A 20171-nucleotide genomic window follows, 5' to 3' on the forward strand; every position below is an offset into this window, starting at 1 on the left:
CCCGGAATCCATTCATCCACCAACTCTGCTGCTCGATGGATTCCGGGTTCGGCTCTTCGAGCCGCCCCGGAATGACACCGCCGCTAAATTCCCAGCTTCTGAATCTTGTGCGTGCCCCGCGCCAGCGAGACGTGCTTGGTTTCCATGTAGAAGTCGAACGAATAATCGCCGCCGTCGCGCCCGATGCCTGAAGCCTTCATGCCGCCGAACGGCGTCGGCAGGTGGCGGACATTCTCCGAGTTCAGCCAGATCATGCCGGCCTCCAGCGCATCGGCAACGCGCAGCGCGCGTCCCATGTCATTGGTCCAGACATAGCCGGTCAGACCGTAACGGATGTCGTTGGCGATCTCGACCGCGTCCGCCTCGTCGCGGAACGGCAGCACGGTGAGGAACGGCCCGAACACCTCCTCCTGCGCCACCCGCATCTTGCCGTGCGCCCCGGTCACCAGTGTCGGCTCGACATAATGCCCGCCGCCGGGCCCGTCATAGGCCTTGCCGCCGACCGCGATCGTCGCGCCGTCCTGGCGCGCCACGTCGAAATACGAGCAGACCTTTGCTAGATGCCGCTCATGGATCAGCGGCCCGATCTCGGTGGCGGGATCGAGGGGATGGCCGACCTTGAGCGCCTTCACCCGCGCCGTCAGCTTCTCCACGAATTCTTTCGCGATGCTCTGTTGGATCAGCAGGCGGCTGGAAGAGGTGCAGCGCTCGCCGTTGAGCGAGTAGATCATGAACACGACGGCATCGAGCGCGCGGTCGAGATCGGCGTCGTCGAACACGATCACCGGGTTCTTGCCGCCGAGCTCGAAATGCACGCGTTTCAGCGTGGGCGCGCCCTGCATCATGATGGCCGAGCCGGTCGCGCTCTCGCCGACGAAGCCGATTGCCTTGATGGCGGGATGCTCGGTCAGCGCCTTGCCCGCTTCCTCGCCGAAACCGTGCACGGTGTTGAGCACGCCGTCGGGGACGCCGGCTTCCTTGACGAGCCTGGCGAGAATGGAGGCCGTCACCGGCGACCATTCGGCCGGCTTGTGCACGACCGTGCAGCCGGCCGCAAGCGCCGGGGCGATTTTCCAGGTCGAGAGCATGAATGGCGTATTCCATGGCGTGATCACGCCGACCGGGCCGATCGGCACCCGCGTGGAGACGTTCCAATGCTCGTCGCTCGGCGTGTTGAGGCCGTCGCGCGCCTCAGCGCATTTGTCGGCGAAGAAGCGGAAATTCTCGGCGGCGCGGATCGCGGCCTTGGCCATGAAGCGATAGGCCTGGCCGGTGTCGATGCATTCGAGCACGGCGATGTCGTCGGCGTTGTCCTCGATGGCGTCGGCCACCCGATGCAGCAGCTTCTTCCGCATGGCCGGACCCATGTCGCGCCAGGACTTGAAGGCGAGCGCAGCCGCAGTCGCCGCCGCGTCGATATCCTCGGCCTTGCCCCGCGCGACACTGGCGAGCACGGCACCATCGACCGGCGACCTGGTCTCGAACGTCTCGCCGGAGATCGAGGCGACGGTCTTGCCGTCGATCATGTGGCCAATGCCGTCCGCGCGTAGAGTCTTCAAAAGCGGCGCGAGGCGGTCACGGTTGGCCTGGAACAGATCGGCTTTCGGCGTGGGCTTATCCATGAGCGGCCTCCGCTTTCAGGGCGTCGTGAATGTTGTTGCGCTTCCAGCTGGTGTCCTTGTCGTTGATCTGCATGTCGAACGACAGGGCGAACTTGCTGGCGGCGAAGACGGGATCGAGATGTCTCGAGAGCGCCTGGAAGACGTGCTCGCCGGCCTTCTGGCGGGTAGGCAGGTCGCGGCCCTCGCCGATGCGCAGCACCATGTCGAGAAAGCCGTAATCCTGCTTTGCATCCGCAATCGCATAGTGCTCGCAGCGGATGGCACGAACGCGGATGCCGCCGAGCGGGAAGATACCGGACTCGCTAGCTGCCTTGCGCACGACCTCGCACACCGCGGCGATGTCGAGGTGGCCGTCGAGATTGGCCGAATATTCGATGGTGAAATGCGGCATCGCGGTTTCACTCCCTGTCTTCGTTCGTTCTACGCGAAGTAGCAGCTCACCGAGCCATAGGCGCCATAATCGGCCTGGATTGTGTCGCCCTTGCGGGTCTCGATCGGACGGATGAACGAGCCGGCGAGCACGACCTGGCCCGGCTCGAGCGCCAGCCCAAGCGGGGCGATCTTGTTGGCGAGCCAGGCGACGGCAGTCGCGGGATGGTTGAGCACGCCGGCGGCAAGGCCGGTCTCTTCCAGCTGGCCGTTCTTGAAGCACAGCGCTCCGATCCAGCGCAGGTCAGCATCCAGCGGGCGGATCGGCCGCCCCCCGAGCACGATGCCGGCATTCGCCGCATTGTCGGCGATGGTGTCGAAGATCTTTCGCGTCGCCTTGGTCTTGGGATCGACGCGCTCGATCCGTGTATCCAAAATCTCCAGCGCCGGCACCACGAAGTCGGTGGCGTTGAGCACGTCGAATAGCGTGCAGTCGGGCCCAGAAAGGCGCTTGCTCATGACGAAGGCGAGCTCGGCCTCGACGCGCGTCGCGATGAAGCGCTCGGTCGGCACCAAACCTCCATCGGCGAAGAACATGTCGTCGAGCAGCACGCCGGAATCCGGCTCGTCGATGCCAAGCGCGCTCTGCATCGCCTTCGAGGTCAGGCCGATCTTGTGGCCTTTGACCACGCGCCCCTCGGCGATCTTGACGTCCACCCAGGCCTTCTGAATCGCGTAGGCCTCCGCGATGCTGATGTCCGGGAAGTCCTGCGAGAGCTGCCGGATCTGCGTGCGGGTCTTCTCCGCCTGGTGCAGACGCCTCGCACAAGCTTGGATATCGTCGTTGGAAAGCGCCATTTGTGATCTTACAAATCGTGGTGCCGCGAGATACTTAACATGTTAAGTGAATGCGTCAAACACAAATTCGGCTTGCTGCACTGCAAACGTTTTGCGGCTTGAAAGGGCGTCATGACGAAGAAATCCGCCGATCCCGTCAACGGTCACCCGCCTGCTACGCGCCAGGTGCCGATGCGCGATTTCTCGCGTTCGCTGCCGATGTCGCTGCTGCGGGCCCGGGAAGCTGTGATGCGGCAGTTTCGTCCCTCGCTGCGCGAGCACGGCCTGACCGAGCAGCAATGGCGCATCCTGCGGGCGCTGGCGGCGATCGAGGCGGTCGAGGTAACGGAACTCGCGCGCACCGCGTTCCTGCTCGGGCCGAGCCTGTCGCGCATCCTGCGCGACCTCGAGGCGCGCAGCCTGATCGAGCGCAAGACGGCGAAAGCGGACCAGCGCCGCAGCATGGTCTCGATCTCGAAGGAGGGGCTGAAGCTGATGGCCTCGGTCGCGCCGACGTCGGAGGCGATCTATGCCGAGATCACGCGGCGTTTCGGCGCCCGCAAGCTCGCCGAATTGCAGGAGATGCTCGGCGAACTCGAACGGAGCCTTGCGGGGCTCGGCAGCACCGATGATACCCTCGCGGAGGGATGAACCCTGATATGCGTGCGTGCGCGGCGAGAGCCATGGACATTGACGCTTTTTTTCGCTCAAAGTGCGGCCCAACCCGATCCGCGGCGAAGTGAGAGCAACAGGGAAGGAAAGGCAACGTGGCCAATAAAGTCAAAGAGATCTGGAAGTCGGGCAAGGCGGTCGTCAACGCGTGGCTTGCCATTCCCTCCGGCTTCTCGGCCGAGATGATCGCGCAATGCGGCTTCGACAGCGTCACGGTCGACATGCAGCATGGCGTGCAGGACTATCTCTCGATGGTGCAGTGCTTCCAGGCCATGGACAAGCATCCGGTCACCCCGATGGTCCGCGTGCCCTGGAATGAGCCCGGCATCATCGGCAAGGTGCTCGATGGCGGCGCCTATGGCGTGATTTGCCCGATGGTCAACACGCCGCAGGAAGCCCGGAACCTGGTCTCCTATTCGAAATATCCGCCCAAGGGCGTGCGCTCCAACGGCCCGATCCGCGCCGGCATGTACGGCACCGCCGGCTCCTATCAGAAGACGGCCAACGACGAGATCGTGCTGCTGCCGATGATGGAGACGCGGACCGCCGTCGAGAATATGGAAGCGATCCTCGACGTCGAAGGCATCGACGGCGTCTATATCGGCCCGTCCGATCTCGGCTTCTCCTATGGCCTCGAGCCCAAGCTCGACCGCAGCGAGCCCGAGATTCTCGCGATCTACGAGAAGATCATCAAGGAGTGCGGCAAGCGCGGCCTCAACCCGGGCATCCATTGCAGCGGCGCCGAAGGCGCGGCGCGCGCGATCAACATGGGCTTCAAGCTGGTGACGCTGTCCAATGAAGTCGGCCTGATGACGACCTACGCCAAGATGCAGGTGAACGCCACCCGCAAGGAATCGGGCGGCAAGGCCTGAGAAACTCGCGGATGGCGAATGGGGAGTAGCGAATAGGGCTACTCCCTTTTCCATTCGCCACTCGCCATTCGCTATTCGCCTCCAAAGGAGACCCGCCATGACCATCAGCCCCGTCATCCGCCTGCATCCCGATGATGGTGTGGTGATCGCGCGCGCGAGCTTGCCGCCGGGCACATTGGTGGCCGACGGCGTGACCGCGGTCGATCGCATTCCCTCCGGCCACAAGGTCGCGATCAAGCCGATCGCCGAAGGCGAGCCGATCAGGCGCTACGGTCAGATCATCGGCTTTGCCACGCAAGCGATTGCGCCGGGCCAGCACGTGCACGTGCAGAATTGCGGAATGGGTGATTTCGCCAAGGACTATGCCTATTGCGCCGACGTCAAGCCCACGCCGAACTTCGACCTGCCGGCGACCTTCGAAGGCATCCGCCGTCCGGACGGCCGCGTCGCGACGCGCAATTATATCGGCATCCTCACCTCGGTGAATTGCAGCGCGCATGTCGCGAGCCTCGTCGCCGACGTCTTCAAGAAGAATCCCTTCACCGGCGACAATCCGCTCGCCGATTTCCCCAACGTCGACGGCGTGGTCGCGCTGACCCACAAGACCGGCTGCGGCATGACGCAGAACGAGCCGCTTGCATTGCTCCGCCGCACCCTCGGCGGCTATGCCCGGCACGTCAATTTCTCCCACGTCATCGTGCTCGGTCTCGGCTGCGAGGTGAACCAGATCGGCGGCCTGATGGAAGAGCAGAAGCTTGCCGGCCGCCTGCGCGCGATGGACATCCAAGAGGTCGGCGGCACCCGCAAGACGGTCGAAGCCGGCATCGCCTTCGTGCGCGAGGCGCTGACTGACGCCAACAAGGTCCAGCGCGAGACGGTGCCGGCGAGCGAGCTCACCGTGGCGCTGCAATGTGGCGGCTCGGACGGCTATTCCGGCGTATCGGCCAATCCTGCGCTCGGCGCAGCCAGCGACCTCATCGTGCGTCACGGTGGCACCGTGATCCTGTCGGAGACGCCGGAGACCTACGGCGCCGAGCATCTCTTGACGCGCCGCGCCGTCAGCCGCGAGGTCGGCGAGAAGCTGGTCGACCTGATGCGCTGGTGGGATGAGTACACCGCGCGCGAAGGCGCCGAGATGAACGCCAATCCGAGCCCCGGCAACAAGGCCGGCGGCCTTACCACCATTCTGGAGAAGTCGCTCGGCGCGATGGCGAAGGCCGGCACCACCAATCTCGTCGAGGTGCTGCGCTACGCCGAGCCCGTCACCAAGAAGGGGTTCGTGTTCATGGACACGCCCGGCTACGACCCCGTGGCCGCGACCGGGCAGGTCGCAGGAGGTGCCAACCTCGTCTGCTTCACCACGGGCCGCGGCAGTGTGTTCGGCTGCAAGCCGGCGCCGTCGATCAAGCTCGCCACCAACACGCCCATGTACAGGCGCATGGAAGAGGACATGGACGTCAATTGCGGCACCATCCTCGAAGGCGAGGAGAGCGTCGAACAATGCGGCCAGCGCATCTTCGATCTCATCCTCAAGACCGCCTCGGGCCAGCCGACCAAGAGCGAGAGCTTCGATTTCGGCGGCGCCGAGTTCGCGCCCTGGGTGCTCGGCGCGACGATGTAGTCGCGCGTCGCGCGAGCATCGCCGCGCAACCCAATCAAGCGCCGCCGGTATCCGATGATCGCAACCGGAATTGGGACGCGTGTGGCGATCCGAAATGCAACGGCCGTTCGCTAAGTAATGATACGGAGGTGGGCGCCTCCCGTGAGAAGTTCCCGGCTTACATCTGGTTAACACTGTTGCCGTAGACAGGAGGCGATGCGGCTTCACAGCGTGGTGGGGCCGGCGTGATTTGAGGATCGAGCCGATGCAAGCGATACGTCCCACTGGGGTGGAAAATCTCCTCGGTGAGGAGGAGCTGATCGTATCGAAGACCGATCTCAAAGGCCGCATCACCTACGCCAACGACGTCTTCATCCGCATGGCGAAGTACTCGTGGAAGGAGCTGATGGGCGCGCCCCACAGCCTGATCCGCCATCCCGACATGCCGCGCGCCGTCTTCAAGCTGCTCTGGGACACGCTGCAGTCCAAGCAGGAGATCTTCGCCTACGTCGTCAACCTGGCGAAGGACGGCAGTCACTATTGGGTATTCGCCCACGTCACGCCGACATTCGACGAGCGCGGCAACATCGTCGGCTATCACTCCAACCGTCGCAAGCCGGATCCCGCGCAGATCGAGCGCATCAAGCCGATCTACAAGACGCTGTGCACTGAGGAGGCGCGGCATGCCAACGCCAAGGAGGGCATGCAGGCGAGCTTCGAGGCGATGGTCGGCCTGCTCAAGCAACAGGGTGTCGGTTACGATGAATTTGTGCTCTCTCTCTAAGGCGCAGGGAGCAACCGCGCTCGCGTGTGGTCTTGCCGTCCTTGCGTTCGTTCTCTCGCTTCTCGGCATGACCGGGATCGCGAGTGCCGCTTCTCTCGGCGCGACGATCGCGCTCTCCGGCTATGTCGTCTGGTGCCAGCACCGCACCGCGGTTGCCGTCGACGAGGTCGCCGCTGTGTGCCGCAAGGCGGCGGGCGGCGATCTCGAGGCGCGCATCCTCAGTGAGCGGCAGGCCGGGCGCATCGGCGCCATCCAGAGATCAGTCAACGACATGCTCGACATTACCGATGCGTTCCAGCGGGAAGCTTCGGCATCGATGGAGTATGCCAGCCGCGGCAAGTATTTCCGCAAGATCCTGGCGCGCGGATTGCCCGGCTCGTTCCGCCGCTCGGCGACCGTCATCAATGCCGGCACCGACAGTCTCGGCCGCCGCGTCGAGGAGATCGCCGGCCTCGCGCGGCAGTTCGGCACGCATCTCGATCAGGTTGCGGGCACGCTGATGGGCGCCGCGACCGATCTCGAATCAGATGCCGGCCAGATGGCGGCGGCGGCGGAGAAGACCAGCCTGCAAACCTCCGGCGTGCTCTCCGCGTCCGACCAGGCCTCGCGCAACGTCGCCACTGTCGCCAGCGCCGCCGAGCAGCTCGCATCGTCGATCGCCGAGATCAATCGCCAAGTGGCCGGCTCGACCGCGAGCACGGGACGGGCGGTGAACGAAGCCAATCGCGCCGGCAGCGAGATCCGGAGCCTTGCGGACGCCGCGATGCAGATCGGCGACGTCGTCAAGCTGATCAGCGAGATCGCCTCGCAGACCAACCTGCTCGCGCTCAACGCCACCATCGAGGCGGCGCGGGCAGGGGACGCCGGCCGCGGCTTCGCGGTGGTCGCCTCAGAGGTCAAGAGCCTCGCCAACCAGACCGCCAAGGCGACCGAAGAGATCAGCGCCAAGGTTGGCGAGATGCAGCAATCGACCACCAATTCGGTCGCGGCCGTCGAGGCGATCGCGCAGACCATCGCCGAGATCAACGGCATCACTGCCTCGATTGCCGCCTCGATCGAGCAGCAGGGCGCGGCGACGCGCGAGATCGCCCGCAACGTTCACGAAGCCTCCGCCGGCACCTCGCAGGTCTCCTCCAACGTGACGGGCATCAGCGAGGCCGCCGCCGACACCGGCCGCGTCGCTGCACGCGTCAACCACGCCTCCGAACGCGTCCACGGCGAAGTCGAGACGCTCCGCCGCGAAGTGACCCAATTCCTGCAAAGGCTGACCTCGGCGGCGTAGGGCTTTCAAACCCTCTCCCCTTGTGGGAGAGGGTGGCTTCGCTGAAAGCGAAGCCGGGTGAGGGGTCTCTATCCTCACGAGCGGTTTTGCGGGTTGAGAGAGACCCCTCATCCGGCGCTTCGCGCCACCTTCTCCCATAAGGGGAGAAGGGAAGAGCCTCGCCGGCGCGGCCCAATAACAACCACCATCACCCGCTCCGCATCTTACCTAGGCACCCCGTGCCCGTTGTTAGTGCTTGATCGCGCTGACCTCAGGTGTTCTGCTCAAAAAAGCTGCTGGAGCACCGCATCCCGTGTCGATCTACGTCGCGCTACACCACGTCACGCACTACAAATACGACCGCCCGATCGACCTTGGCCCGCAGACGATACGGCTGCGGCCGGCGCCGCATACGCGCACGCCGATCCTGAGCTATTCGCTCAAGGTCACGCCTTCCAATCATTTCGTGAACTGGCAGCAGGACCCGCAGGGCAACTGGCTGGCGCGCTACGTCTTTCCGGAGAAGACCACCGAGCTGAAATTCGAGGTCGACTTCACGGCGCAGATGACGGTGGTCAACCCGTTCGACTTCTTCGTCGAGCCGTATGCCGACAGCTTTCCGTTCGACTATCCCAAGGATCTGAAGACGGAGCTCGCGCCTTATCTCGAGACCATCAAGCCCGATCGCCTGTTCGCCAAGTTCCTCGACACCATCCCGCACGAGGCCCCGAACACCGTCAATCTCCTGGTCGACCTCAATCGCGAGATCCAGAAGAAGGTCCGCTACATCATCCGCATGGAGCCGGGCGTGCAGACGCCGGAGGAGACGCTTGTCTCCGGCGCAGGCTCATGCCGCGACTCCGCCTGGCTCTTGATCCAGACCTTGCGCCATCTCGGGCTCGCCGCCCGCTTCGTCTCGGGCTATCTGGTCCAGATCCGTCCCGACATCGATCCGATCGAGGGGCCACCGGAAGTCGAGAACGATTTTACCGATCTGCACGCCTGGGCCGAGGTCTATCTGCCGGGTGCAGGCTGGATCGGGTTCGACGCGACCTCGGGCATGCTCGCAGGCGAGGGGCACATCCCGGTCGCAGCCACGCCGCACTACCGTTCGGCGGCGCCGATCTCTGGTGGGGCCGGCTTTGCCGAGGTCGAGTTTTCCTTCGACATGAGCGTGAGGCGCATCCGCGAGGCGCCGCGCATCACAAAGCCGTTCTCCGACGAATCCTGGGCGCGCCTCGACGATCTCGGCGAGCAGGTCGATGGCGATCTCGCCAGCGCGGACGTGCGCCTCACCATGGGCGGCGAGCCGACCTTCGTCTCGGTCGACGATCTCGAGGCCGGCGAGTGGAACACGGAGGCCGTCGGTCCGACCAAGCGCACGCTCGGCGACGATCTGATCCGCCGCCTGCGCACGCGCTTCGCGCCGGGCGGGCTGCTGCATTACGGCCAGGGCAAATGGTATCCGGGCGAGAGCCTGCCGCGCTGGGCCTTCGGCCTCTATTGGCGCAAGGACGGCGTGCCGATCTGGAAGAACGCCGACCTCATCGCCAGGATCGAGAATCCCAGGAGACCGGAGGTCAAGGATGCCGAGGCCTTCATGGAAGGCACGGCGGCGCGGCTCGGCGTCGACCTCGGCTACATCATGCCGGCCTATGAGGATCCCGCCTATTGGCTGCAGAAGGAAGCGGAGCTTCCGGTCAATGTCGATCCCACCGATTCCAAGCTGTCCGATCCCGAAGCGCGCGCACGCATGGCGCGGGTGTTCGACCAGGGCCTGAATACGCCGCGCGGCTTCGTGCTGCCGATCCAGCGCTGGAATGCACCTCCGCGCTGGCGCAGCGAACGCTGGCCGCTGCGGCGCAATCATCTGTTCCTGACGCCGGGCGATTCACCGCTCGGCCTGCGCCTGCCGATCGGCTCGCTCGGTCACGTCCCGCCCAACCAATATCCCTACATCGTCGAGCAGGATCCGATGGAGCCGCGGGGCAGGCTGCCGGTGTTCACCCGCATGGCGCGTCCGCCATCGCCGCCGCGTACGGCCCCCGAGCATCTCAACACCGCTATACCCGTGCGCACGGCGATGGCCGTGGAGATCCGCGACGGCCTGATCTGCGCCTTCATGCCGCCGGTCGAGCGCATCGAGGATTATCTCGAGCTGATCTCGGCGCTGGAAGACACCGCCGAGGAGATGCAGCTTCCGGTCCATATCGAGGGTTACCCGCCGCCGTTCGACCCGCGCATCGAGGTGATCAAGGTGACGCCCGACCCCGGTGTCATCGAGATCAACATCCAGCCGGCCAAGAGCTGGCGCGATGCGGTCGAGATCACCACCGGCCTCTACGAGGATGCGGCCAAGGTCCGCCTCGGCGCCAACCGTTTCTTGGTCGACGGCCGTCACACCGGCACCGGGGGCGGCAATCACGTCGTGGTCGGCGGCTCCTCACCGCAGGACTCGCCGTTCCTGCGCCGGCCCGATCTTCTGAAGAGCCTGGTGCTGTATTGGCAGCGCCATCCGGCGCTGTCCTATTTCTTCTCCGGTCTTTTTATCGGCCCGACCAGCCAGGCGCCGCGCATCGACGAGGCGCGCCACGACAGCATCTACGAGCTCGAGATCGCGCTCTCGCACGTGCCGCCGCCCAGCTACCAGACGCCGCTCTGGCTGGTGGACCGGCTGTTCCGGCATCTATTGGTCGACATCACCGGCAACACCCACCGCGCCGAGATCTGCATCGACAAGCTCTATTCGCCGGAAGGAACGACGGGGCGGCTCGGCCTCGTCGAATTCCGCGCGCTCGAAATGCCGCCGGATCCACGCATGTCGCTGGCGCAGCAGCTCCTGATCCGCGCGCTGATCGCAAAGTTCTGGCGTGAGCCGCTGAGCGGCAAGTTCGTGCGCTGGGGCACCGCGCTGCACGACCGCTTCATGCTGCCGCATTTCATCTGGGAAGATTTTCTCGATGTGCTCGGCGAGCTCAAGCAATCGGGCTATCCGTTCGAGCCGGAATGGTATCTGGCCCAGCTCGAATTCCGCTTTCCCGCTTTCGGCCGCATCCACCATGGCGGCGTGACGCTGGAGCTGCGGCAGGCGCTGGAGCCCTGGCACGTGCTCGGTGAGGAGGGCTCGGCCGGCGGCACCGTGCGCTATGTCGATAGCTCGGTCGAGCGGCTCCAGGTCAAGGCCGAAGGCTTCGTCGAGGGCCGCCACGTCGTCACCTGCAACGGCCGCCGCCTGCCGATGACCCCGACCGGCCGCTCCGGCGAGGCTGTGGCTGCCGTCCGCTTCAAGGCCTGGCAGCCGGCCTCCGGCCTGCACCCGACCATCCCCGTGCACGCGCCGCTGACCTTTGACCTGATCGATACCTGGAACGGCCGCTCGCTCGGCGGCTGCGTCTACCACGTCGCCCATCCTGGCGGGCGCAACTACGACACCAAGCCGGTCAATACCTACGAGGCCGAGGCCCGGCGGCTGGCGCGCTTCCAGGACCACGGCCACACCCCGGGTCCGATGCAGCCGCCGCCTGAGGAACGCACAAATGAATTTCCGCTGACCCTCGACTTGCGGACCCCGCTCCTGCAATGAGTATGATGGTGGGGGAGGGAAAGGCCCATGGGCGAGGGCGCAGCCGAAGACAACGACCAGGCGGGCAGGGCAAATGCCCAGCAGCGGATTGCGCAGTGGGTCCGCGACTATAGCCGCCTGCCCGGCATCCCCGACGAGTTTCTGGGGCCCGACGGTGCGCCGCGCGCGGTCTGGAGCCGCTTCTTCGACGCCTTCGGCGCGCTGGCGCCCGACGAGATCGAGCGCCGCTTCGGCATGGCCGATCGCCATCTCCGCGAGGCCGGCGTCACCTACCGCGCGCCCGGCGATAGCGCCGACCGGCCCTGGTCGATCAGCCATCTGCCGCTTTTGATCGACGAGGCCGACTGGCAGCAGCTTTGCGCCGGCATCACCCAGCGCGCCGAGCTGCTCGAGCGCGTGCTGCGCGACATTTATGGCGAGGGGCGCCTCGTGGCCGAAGGCGCGCTCCCGGCCGCGGCGATCGCCGGCAGTCCCGAATATCTCCGTCCGGTCTGCGGCGTGCCGCCGCCCGGCGGACGTTATCTCTCGATCTATGCCGCCGATGTCGGCCGCGGGCCCGACGGCCGCTGGTGGGTGCTCGGCGACCGCACCCAGGCGCCATCGGGTGCGGGCTACGCGCTGGAGAACCGCCTGGTGCTGTCGCGCGCCTTCTCCGATCTCTACAAGTCGATGAACGTGCCGCGCGTCGCGCCGTTCTTCGAGGCGTTCCGCGACAGCTTGCGCGCGCGCGCCGATCGCGACGAGCCCAGGATCGGCGTGCTCACCCCCGGCAGCTTCAGCGAGACCTATTTCGAGCACGCGACGCTAGCGCGCTATCTCGGCTTCCTGCTGGTCGAGGGCGACGATCTCGCGGTCAGCGACGACCGCGTCCACATCCGCACCGTCGCCGGCCTGAAGCGGCTGGATGTGCTGTTGCGCCGGGTCGATTCCAACTCGCTCGACCCGCTCGAGCTCGATGCCTCCTCGCGGCTCGGTGTGCCCGGCCTGATCGACGTGCTGCGCAAGGACGGCGTCGTCGTCGCCAACATGCCGGGCTCGGGCGTTTTGGAGGCCCGGGCGCTGCTCGGCTTCCTGCCGGCGCTCAGCCGTCGCCTGCTCGGCGAAGACCTGAAGATGCCGCACATCGCGACCTGGTGGTGCGGCCAGCGCGTGGCGCGCGACGAGGTGCTGGCGCGGCTCGACGAGGTCGCGATCGAAGGCGCCTATCGGCGCGGCGTTCCCGGTTTCGACAGCAATGGTCCGGTGCTCGCGAGCGAGCTCGACGCGAGCGGACGGCAGCGTCTGATCGATGCGATCAGCGCGCGCGGCATGGACTATGTCGGCCAGGAGGTGGTGCGGCTCTCGACCATGCCGGTGTGGGAGCACGGGCAGCTCACGCCGCGGCCCTTCGTGCTGCGCGTGTTCGCCGCCGCCACGCCGGACGGCTGGGCCATCATGCCCGGCGGCTTCTGCCGCATCGCCGAGCAGCCGGACGCGCGCGCGGTGTCGATGGGCGACGGCGCGCGCGCCGCCGACGTCTGGGTCGTCTCCGACAAGCAGGTCGCGACCGCGACGCTCCTGCCGGCGACCGACAAGGTGCGCATCCGCCGCATCGCTGGCGTGCTGCCGAGCCGCGCCGCCGACAATCTGTTCTGGCTCGGCCGCTATCTCGAGCGCGCCGAGGCGACGCTGCGGCTGGTGCGCGCTTTGGGCTCGCCGAGCGGGCCGAACAAGGGCACGGCGGCCTCGGTGCAATCGGCCGAACGCATCCAGCGCCTCCTTGTCGCCTGGGGCGCGGTCTCGCAATCCTCGCGCACGGCCGCGGGGCGTATCGTCGCCGAAGCGCTGCAGGGCGCGGAGCGTTTCGGCTCGGCCCTGTCGCTGGTGAGGGCGGCGCAGCGCACGGCGACCTCCTTGCGCGAGCGGCTGTCGCCCGATGCCTGGCAGGTGATCACCGAGATGGCCGAGCGCCTCGCCATCGAGGTGGAGGACGACGACAGCGTGCTGAGCGCCGCCGAGCTGACCTTGCAGGAGCTGGCGAGCTTCGCAGGGCTCGCGCAGGAGAATATGAATCGCGCCGCGGGCTGGCGCTTTCTCGATATCGGCCGCCGCATCGAGCGCGCCATCAACACCACGCGCTTCACCCGCCAGTTCGCCTATGACGAGGCCGGCGACGAGGATCTCGACATCCTGCTGACGCTGGTGGATTGCCAGATCACCTACCGCTCGCGTTATCTGCTGGCGCCCATTCTGGCCCCGGTGCGCGACCTCGCGGTGCTCGACGGCTACAATCCGCGTTCGGTGGCGTTTCAGGTGACGACGCTGAACGAGCACATTGCGGCGCTGCCGAGCCTGAAGGAGCATGGCCTGATCGAGAAACCGCAGCGTCTCGCCGTGGCGATGCAGGCGATGCTCGCGACCGCCGAGGCCGAGAAGCTCGAGGTCAAGACGCTGTTCGCCCTGGAGCAGGATCTGCTCAGCCTCGGCGAGGCGATCGGGCAGCACTACTTCCCGCACGGTCCCAATGCCAGCCGGCCGGAAAAGTTGACGGGGCTGGCGTGATCTACGACATCCGCCACGTCACCACCTACGAGTACGAGAATCCCGTCAGCTTCGCCCGCTGCACGCTGCGGCTGGAGCCCAGAAGCGGCGTCGGCCAGGAGCTGATCTCGCACGAGGTCGAGATCCAACCGCGCCCGGCCGAGCGCAATGTGCGGCGCGACTTCTTCGGCACGCTGACCGAGAGCGTGACGATCGAAGCCGCGCATCGCAATCTGCGCATCGACTCGCGCTCGCGGGTTTCGATCTCGCGCCGACCGCCGGCGCGCGATGCGGTCAGCCCGCCCTGGGAGAGCGTCCGCGACATCGCGTTCGAAGCCACCAGCCTCGGGCCGTCCTCGCCGGTCGGTTATGTCTTTGCCAGCCCCCTGGTGCCGGTGCTGCGCCCGGTCAGCGCCTACGCCGGGGTGAGCTTTCCGCCCGGCGTGGGCATCCTCACCGGCGCCGTCGACCTGATGCGACGCATCCGCGGCGAATTCCGCTACGATCCGAAGGCGACCGTGATCTCGACACCGCTCGACGAAGTCTTCGACAAGCGTCACGGCGTCTGCCAGGACTTTGCCCATGTCATGATTGCTGGCTTGCGCGGGCTCGGCCTGCCGGCGGCCTATGTCAGCGGCTATCTGCGCACCATTCCGCCGCCGGGCCAGCCGCGGCTGCAAGGGGCCGACGCCACCCATGCCTGGGTGTCGCTCTGGTGCGGGGCCGAGCTTGGCTGGGTCGATCTCGATCCGACCAACGATCTCCTCATCGGCAACGATCACATCGTGCTCGCAATGGGACGCGATTTTTCCGACGTCTCGCCGGTCGACGGCATCATCGTCGGCTCGCCCAAGCAGAAGCTCGGCGTCGCCGTCGACGTGCTGCTGGTGGAGTAGGGTGGGTACGTCAGCCTCTTCGATGCAGAACAACCACATGCCCAGGAGTGGCGTATGCCACCCTCTTTACAGCGCTAAGCGGTCAGCACGTCTTCGATTCGGATCGGCAGGGTGCGGACGCGCTTGCCGGTCGCATGAAAGACGGCGTTTGCGATCGCGGGGGCGATACCGACCAGGGCGATTTCGCCGAGACCCTTGACCCCGAGTTCATTGACGTGCGGATCAGCCTCCTCGACGAAGTGCGCTTCGATCTGGGGAATGTCCAGGTTGACGGGCATCAGGTAGTCGGCCATGTGAGCGTTGACCGGCCGGCCGTCGCGCGCGTCGAGAACGGTGCACTCCATCAGCGCCATACCGATGCCGCCGACCATGCCGCCGGTGCATTGGCTGTGGGCGAGACGCGGGTTGACGACGCGGCCGATGCCATAGGCGCCGACCGCGCGGCGAACGCGGATCGTGCCGACGTCGGGATCGACGGCGACCTCGACGAAGACGGCGCCGAACGAGTGCATCGAGAACCTGGCGGCAGCCTCGGGATCCCGTTGAGACGACGCCGTGGCTTCGATCGGCCGATCGTTCCGGCTCTTCGCGGCCTGTTCTCGCACGGCGATGCAGGCAGCGCGGATCGCGGAGCCCACCGAGGCCATGGTCCAAGAGCCGCCGTGGGATGGGGCAGGCGGATAATCGGAGCGACCAAGGCTGAAGCGCACCTTTTCGACAGGGAGCCCGAGAGTCTCGGCGGCGACCTGCGTCATCGACGTATAGGTGCCCGGACCCATGTCGCTGGCCGCGATCTCGACCTCGGCTGTCCCGTCCCGAAGCAGCCGCGCCCGCGCGGTGGCCGGCGCGTGAAAGGCCGGATAGCTTGCCGAGGCTACTCCCATCCCGATCAGCAGGCGGCCGTCGCGCATCGAGCGCGGTTCGGGCGTACGGCGCGACCAGCCGAACCGTTCGGCCCCGAGATCGTAGCATTTCATCAGCGATCGGCTGGAGAAGGGCTTGTTTTCTCCCTCGTCGATCTCCGGCTCGTTCCGGCGCCGCAGATCGATCGGATCCAGGCGGAGCTTATAAGCCAACTCGTCCATGGCGCATTCGAGCGCGAAAACGCCGCTGGCCTCGCCAGGGCCACGCATGTGGTTTGGCGTTCCGGTATCGAGCGGGACCAGACGGTAGCGCGTCCGCACGTTGGGCGAGGAGTAGAGGAACGTCGTGACCGAGGTCAGAGCTTCCATGAATTCTTCGTAGCGACTGGTCTCGCCCGTGCCTTCGTGCACCACGCTGATGAGCGTTCCGTCCGCCGTGGCGCCGAGAGCGATCCTCTGCACCGTGCGCGGCCGATGTCCGGTGGTGAAGAACATCTGCTTACGCGTCAGGACGAGCTTCACCGGGCGCCCCACGTGCCGGGCGGCCATGGCCGCGAGCGTCACATGGGGCCAGGTTCTGAGCGAGGTCCCGAAGGCCCCGCCGATGAACGGGCAGATGACCGTCACTTTTTCGGGCGACAGACCGAAGATCGCCGCGATCTCGGCCTGCTCGTTGACGACGAACTGGCTCTTGCTCCAAAGCGTCAGGCGGTCGCCGTTCCAGCTGGCGATCGTCGCATGCGGCTCCATCGGATTGTGGTTCTCGCGCGCGATGTCATAGGTCTCATCGACCTTCACCGGCGCGTCGGCCAGGGCCTTATCCGCACTTCCGCGCGCCTTGTCGGCGGGCAGCCGGGCGTCCGGCTGTTTGCCAGCCTCGGGCACGATGGGACGGGCTTCGGGACCTGCGGAATCGATGATTGGCCGCTCGGCCTTGTAGGTGAGGCGCAGCGCCGCGGCGGCGCGCTCCGCCTGCGCAATGGTTGCGGCAACGACGAGCGCCACCGGCTGTCCGTGGAAGCGCACATGGTCGTCCTGCAGCACATGCAGCCGCTCGCCCGTCGCCGGATCGATGTAGCTCTTGTGCGGGCGGTACGCCAGGCGTGGCGCGTTGAGATGCGAGAGGACGGCGAGAACGCCCGGCATCTTCTCGACCGCCGCGCTGTCCACGCCGGTCACTCGTCCAAGCCCTATTGTGGCGCTGACGATCACGGCATAGGCCTGGCCGGGCTGATTAAAATCGGCCGCGTACCGCGCGGAGCCCGTGACCTTGGCACGGCCATCCACGCGGGGCAGCGGCTGTCCGATGACGCTGATGGTCATGCAATTCCTCCCGTCATTTCGAAGGCGCGGACGATCGTCCGCGGCAGGAGTTCGAGTTTGTAATGATTGCCGGACAGCGGGCGGGCCCCTTCCAACGCCGATCGGGCGGCCGCCTCAAACACCTGCCGGCCCGGTACCTTGCCGATCAGCGCCGCTTCCACCGCGCGCATGCGCCAAGGTCGGGTGCCGACCCCGCCAACCGCGAGCCGCGCGCCGCGGATCACGCCGTCCACGACGTCGAGCGCCGCTGCCGCGGAGACCAGCGCAAATTCGTAGGACGCGCGGTCGCGCACCTTGAGATAGCGCGCCCGGCGGCTATCAGGCCCCCCGGGGACCCGCACTTCAACGATGAGCTCGCCCGGCAGCAGCGTGTGTTCGAGATGGGGAGTGTCGCCGGGCAAGCGAAACAGCTCCTCGACCGGGAAAGTGCGCTCGCCCTTCGGCCCCCTGACCCGCATAGTGGCATCGAGCGCGACCAGCGCGACCGCAACGTCCGAGGGGTGCGTCGCCACGCAGTGATCGCTGGTGCCGAGAATGGCGTGACCGGCATTCAGGCCGTCGCGTGCGGCGCAACCCGAGCCAGGGCTGCGCTTGTTGCAGGATGCGTCGAGCATCCGAAAGTAGGGGCAGCGCACGCGCTGGAGCAGGTTGCCGCCGATCGAGGCCATGTTGCGCAGTTGCGGCGAGGCGCCCTCGATCAGGCTCTCGGAGATCAGCGGGTAAAGACGCTGAACATCGGAATGGGCGGCGATGTCGGCCATCCGCGCGAGCGCGCCGATGACGAGGTCGGACCGGTCGACGCGAATACCGGACAGCGGAAGCGCATTGATGTCGACGAGCTGCTGTGGCTGCTCCACCTCGTCGCGCATGAGATCGACCAATGTCGTGCCGCCGGCGATGAGGCGGCCTCCGGAGGATGCGGCGGCGACGGCGGCCTCGATGGAGGTCACCTTCTCGATCGTGAACGGGAGCATGGTCAGACCCTCTTGGCGGCGTCGGCAACGGCGGCGACGATCCCGGGATACGCCCCGCAGCGACAGATATTGCCGCTCATCCAGAACCGAATGTCCTCCGGCGAGCCCGCATGGCCTTCGGCGATGCAGCCGACGGCCGACATGATCTGCCCGGGGGTACAGAAGCCGCACTGCAAGCCGTCGTGCTCGACGAATGCGCTCTGGAGCGGATGAAGCTCACCATTCTTCTCGAGACCCTCGATCGTCTCGACAATGGCCCCGTCGTGCATCGCAGCCAGCGTCAGACACGACACGACCCGCCTGCCGTTGAGCAGGATGGTGCAAGCGCCGCAGGCGCCCTGATTGCAGCCCTTCTTCGTACCGGTGAGACCGAGATCTTCGCGCAGAAGGTCGAGCAGGGATTGCCGCGTATCCAAGTCGAGCTCCTGTCTCGTTCCGTTCACGTTCAGACGAACCCGTGCCGTCGATGCAGCGGGCTTGCTTTCGGATGCGGGTTGCGCGGTAACCTGGGGCACCACCGCCATGGAAGCCGCTCCGCCGACAGTCAGCAGGAGCGAACGGCGCGATACTCCGCCCCGCGTGCTTTCGGTCTCAGCAGCGCCGGCGGCGAACGGTTCTTGGTTTGTCATGGTGGTCGGGATCCCCTCGGATGATCCGGCCCAGTAGGCCATGATCCCGACGGACGCACCGTTCCGATATTGCGGCGACTATCGCAATCTTGCGACGAAGTGGCGCCCGCGCCTGTGGACTCTGCTTCTCGCCCATCGCGGCCAAGGCAGCCCAGCTGTGAGTGGTAGACCGGGCGCAATGAGATCAAGCCCAACCCACGTGCCACTTGCCATCGGAGTTGTCTCGATACCGCGAAGTCAATCATGCGCACTATTTGTGCAATCAGCCAGACATTGCGACATTTCGACCGCAGCTTCCATTCCCGCCATGTCGTGAAACATGGTATGTCGATGAAGCGCCTGTCGCGGGTGCGGCCAAATATGACATAACCAAAGCGATGCCTGATCGAAATCCTTTTCAGACGATGGTCCGGCTGCTATCGGAAGCCCCGCCGCCTTTGGCACCCATCCAGTTAAACTGCGGCACACAACTCACTCATCGTTTTGTTCGTGGCACGCGTTATGGCTATGCCCCAGGCATGCCCGGACACCTTGTCGGCACCTACTATGGAGAGCCTCAGCACAGTGCGTGGACGGTTGAGCGACGGCGGCTCTCTGCCCCGCTGCGGCCGAATTCTATCACTGTGATTCCCGACCGGCATGATGGAGATTGGGAAGTTGAAGGACCGCTCCACGTGTCCCATGTCTATCTCACCAACGAACGACTGGAGCATTGCCGAACACTCATCGGTGGGCGAGGCAAGGTAGAGCTGGCGCCACGCGTCGGCAGCGAAGACGCTGTGACCTCACAGCTTCTTGCAATCCTCAGCGACCCCGACGTCATTGTCGATCCTTCGGCAAAGTTGCTGGTCGATCGCGCGGTTGACCTACTCTGCATCCAGCTATTGCGTTCGCACAGCATAGTGCAGCTGCCGCAGAGCCTCGCTTATACTCGCGGCGGGCTCGCGCGCTGGCAGCTCAGGCGTGTGACCGAATACATGCTGGCGCATCTCGACAAGCCGATCGGCCTTGACGAACTAGCGTCCCTGGTCGGCCGCAGCCGCTATCATTTTTGCTCGGCGTTCCGTCTCTCGACAGGATTGACGCCGCATGTCTGGCTAACTCGGCAACGCATGTTGCTTGCACAACGCCTGCTGAATGATCCAAATCTATCGATCAGTGAAGTTGCGCTCGCAGTCGGATATTCAACGCCGTCGGCTTTCGCCCAGACTTTCCGCAGAATTGTCGGCACGACGCCGCGAAATTTCCGCCGATCCTTGTAGCCTCACATCGGATGTCAGCTTCTGGCCCATCTCCGACCCGGGCGAGGACGCCAGCGCGCTGCTATCGAGGTGGAGCGGACTCTCCAAGGAGTGCAGCGCGGGCT

15 protein-coding genes are annotated in these 20171 nt (G+C 65.9%); 9 read left to right on the forward strand and 6 right to left on the reverse strand.

What is annotated here, in order from left to right; genetic code table 11:
• Positions 1–83 precede the first annotated feature (83 nt).
• The 3 genes from hpaE to hpaH are packed head-to-tail and all read right to left on the reverse strand — an operon-like array spanning position 84 to position 2849.
• Positions 84–1622 (reverse strand): 5-carboxymethyl-2-hydroxymuconate semialdehyde dehydrogenase, encoded by a 1539-nt coding sequence (gene hpaE / locus N2605_RS10490; RefSeq protein ID WP_036023037.1) that lies wholly within the window; start codon positions 1620–1622, stop codon positions 84–86.
• Entirely contained in the window at positions 1615–2013 is a 399-nt protein-coding gene (locus N2605_RS10495; RefSeq protein WP_109144448.1) for a 5-carboxymethyl-2-hydroxymuconate Delta-isomerase, read from the reverse strand. Before N2605_RS10495 ends, hpaE begins: the two co-directional genes overlap by 8 nt.
• Positions 2014–2042: 29 nt before the next feature.
• The gene (hpaH, locus tag N2605_RS10500) at positions 2043–2849 is read right to left on the reverse strand and encodes a 2-oxo-hept-4-ene-1,7-dioate hydratase (protein WP_036006171.1); all 807 of its coding nucleotides are present in this window, start codon (positions 2847–2849) and stop codon (positions 2043–2045) included.
• Positions 2850–2960: 111 nt separating this feature from the next.
• On the opposite strand from hpaH, the gene hpaR reads away from it, so the two are divergent.
• From hpaR to N2605_RS10540, 8 genes are all read left to right on the forward strand, one after another.
• On the forward strand, positions 2961–3479 hold the full coding sequence (gene hpaR / locus N2605_RS10505; protein WP_057027114.1) for a homoprotocatechuate degradation operon regulator HpaR: 519 nt from the start codon (positions 2961–2963) through the stop codon (positions 3477–3479).
• 116 nt (positions 3480–3595) lie between these two features.
• Positions 3596–4372, forward strand: coding sequence for an HpcH/HpaI aldolase family protein (locus tag N2605_RS10510; protein WP_100230151.1), 777 nt, complete (start codon positions 3596–3598; stop codon positions 4370–4372).
• A gap of 97 nt (positions 4373–4469) precedes the next feature.
• The gene (locus tag N2605_RS10515) at positions 4470–5993 is read left to right on the forward strand and encodes a UxaA family hydrolase (protein ID WP_225146059.1); all 1524 of its coding nucleotides are present in this window, start codon (positions 4470–4472) and stop codon (positions 5991–5993) included.
• A gap of 244 nt (positions 5994–6237) precedes the next feature.
• A complete protein-coding gene (locus N2605_RS10520) occupies positions 6238–6756 on the forward strand; it encodes a PAS domain-containing protein (RefSeq protein WP_036006163.1) in 519 nt (172 codons plus the stop codon).
• Positions 6734–8038, forward strand: a complete 1305-nt coding sequence (locus tag N2605_RS10525; protein ID WP_225146058.1) for a methyl-accepting chemotaxis protein — start codon at positions 6734–6736, stop codon at positions 8036–8038. The genes N2605_RS10520 and N2605_RS10525 overlap by 23 nt, the downstream gene beginning before the upstream one ends.
• 292 nt (positions 8039–8330) lie before the next feature.
• Complete coding sequence (locus tag N2605_RS10530) at positions 8331–11600, forward strand: transglutaminase family protein (protein ID WP_225146057.1); 3270 nt, start codon at positions 8331–8333, stop codon at positions 11598–11600.
• A gap of 27 nt (positions 11601–11627) precedes the next feature.
• A complete protein-coding gene (locus N2605_RS10535; protein WP_109144443.1) occupies positions 11628–14141 on the forward strand; it encodes a circularly permuted type 2 ATP-grasp protein in 2514 nt (837 codons plus the stop codon).
• Positions 14138–15016: a transglutaminase family protein gene (locus tag N2605_RS10540; RefSeq protein ID WP_225146055.1), complete on the forward strand. Its 879-nt coding sequence runs from the start codon at positions 14138–14140 to the stop codon at positions 15014–15016. Before N2605_RS10535 ends, N2605_RS10540 begins: the two co-directional genes overlap by 4 nt.
• 74 nt (positions 15017–15090) lie before the next feature.
• Here the strand turns inward: N2605_RS10540 and N2605_RS10545 are convergent, their stop codons facing one another.
• From N2605_RS10545 to N2605_RS10555, 3 genes are read right to left on the reverse strand one after another with little or no spacing between them, the layout of a single operon-like run.
• Positions 15091–17202, reverse strand: a complete 2112-nt coding sequence (locus N2605_RS10545; RefSeq protein ID WP_225146054.1) for a xanthine dehydrogenase family protein molybdopterin-binding subunit — start codon at positions 17200–17202, stop codon at positions 15091–15093.
• Positions 17199–18176 (reverse strand): FAD binding domain-containing protein, encoded by a 978-nt coding sequence (locus N2605_RS10550; RefSeq protein WP_036006148.1) that lies wholly within the window; start codon positions 18174–18176, stop codon positions 17199–17201. Before N2605_RS10550 ends, N2605_RS10545 begins: the two co-directional genes overlap by 4 nt.
• A gap of 2 nt (positions 18177–18178) precedes the next feature.
• Positions 18179–18805 carry a (2Fe-2S)-binding protein gene (locus N2605_RS10555; RefSeq protein ID WP_036006185.1) on the reverse strand — a complete coding sequence of 209 codons (627 nt, stop codon included), beginning with the start codon at positions 18803–18805 and terminating at the stop codon, positions 18179–18181.
• 674 nt (positions 18806–19479) lie between these two features.
• On the opposite strand from N2605_RS10555, the gene N2605_RS10560 reads away from it, so the two are divergent.
• A complete protein-coding gene (locus N2605_RS10560; protein WP_051056896.1) occupies positions 19480–20067 on the forward strand; it encodes a helix-turn-helix domain-containing protein in 588 nt (195 codons plus the stop codon).
• The last annotated feature ends 104 nt before the right edge of the window (positions 20068–20171 follow it).

The organism is Bradyrhizobium yuanmingense, assembly GCF_025200905.1.
In the GTDB taxonomy this organism is placed as follows: Bacteria; Pseudomonadota; Alphaproteobacteria; order Rhizobiales; family Xanthobacteraceae; genus Bradyrhizobium; species Bradyrhizobium yuanmingense.

Bases quoted from the DNA above. Each gene is read 5' to 3' on its own strand.
- hpaE (WP_036023037.1), bottom strand. From the start codon at position 1,622: ATGGATAAGCCCACGCCGAAAGCCGATCTGTTCCAGGCCAACCGTGAC.
- N2605_RS10495 (WP_109144448.1), bottom strand. From the start codon at position 2,013: ATGCCGCATTTCACCATCGAATATTCGGCCAATCTCGACGGCCACCTC.
- hpaH (WP_036006171.1), bottom strand. From the start codon at position 2,849: ATGGCGCTTTCCAACGACGATATCCAAGCTTGTGCGAGGCGTCTGCAC.
- hpaR (WP_057027114.1), top strand. From the start codon at position 2,961: ATGACGAAGAAATCCGCCGATCCCGTCAACGGTCACCCGCCTGCTACG.
- N2605_RS10515 (WP_225146059.1), top strand. From the start codon at position 4,470: ATGACCATCAGCCCCGTCATCCGCCTGCATCCCGATGATGGTGTGGTG.
- N2605_RS10520 (WP_036006163.1), top strand. From the start codon at position 6,238: ATGCAAGCGATACGTCCCACTGGGGTGGAAAATCTCCTCGGTGAGGAG.
- N2605_RS10525 (WP_225146058.1), top strand. From the start codon at position 6,734: ATGAATTTGTGCTCTCTCTCTAAGGCGCAGGGAGCAACCGCGCTCGCG.
- N2605_RS10535 (WP_109144443.1), top strand. From the start codon at position 11,628: ATGGGCGAGGGCGCAGCCGAAGACAACGACCAGGCGGGCAGGGCAAAT.
- N2605_RS10545 (WP_225146054.1), bottom strand. From the start codon at position 17,202: ATGACCATCAGCGTCATCGGACAGCCGCTGCCCCGCGTGGATGGCCGT.
- N2605_RS10550 (WP_036006148.1), bottom strand. From the start codon at position 18,176: ATGCTCCCGTTCACGATCGAGAAGGTGACCTCCATCGAGGCCGCCGTC.
- N2605_RS10555 (WP_036006185.1), bottom strand. From the start codon at position 18,805: ATGACAAACCAAGAACCGTTCGCCGCCGGCGCTGCTGAGACCGAAAGC.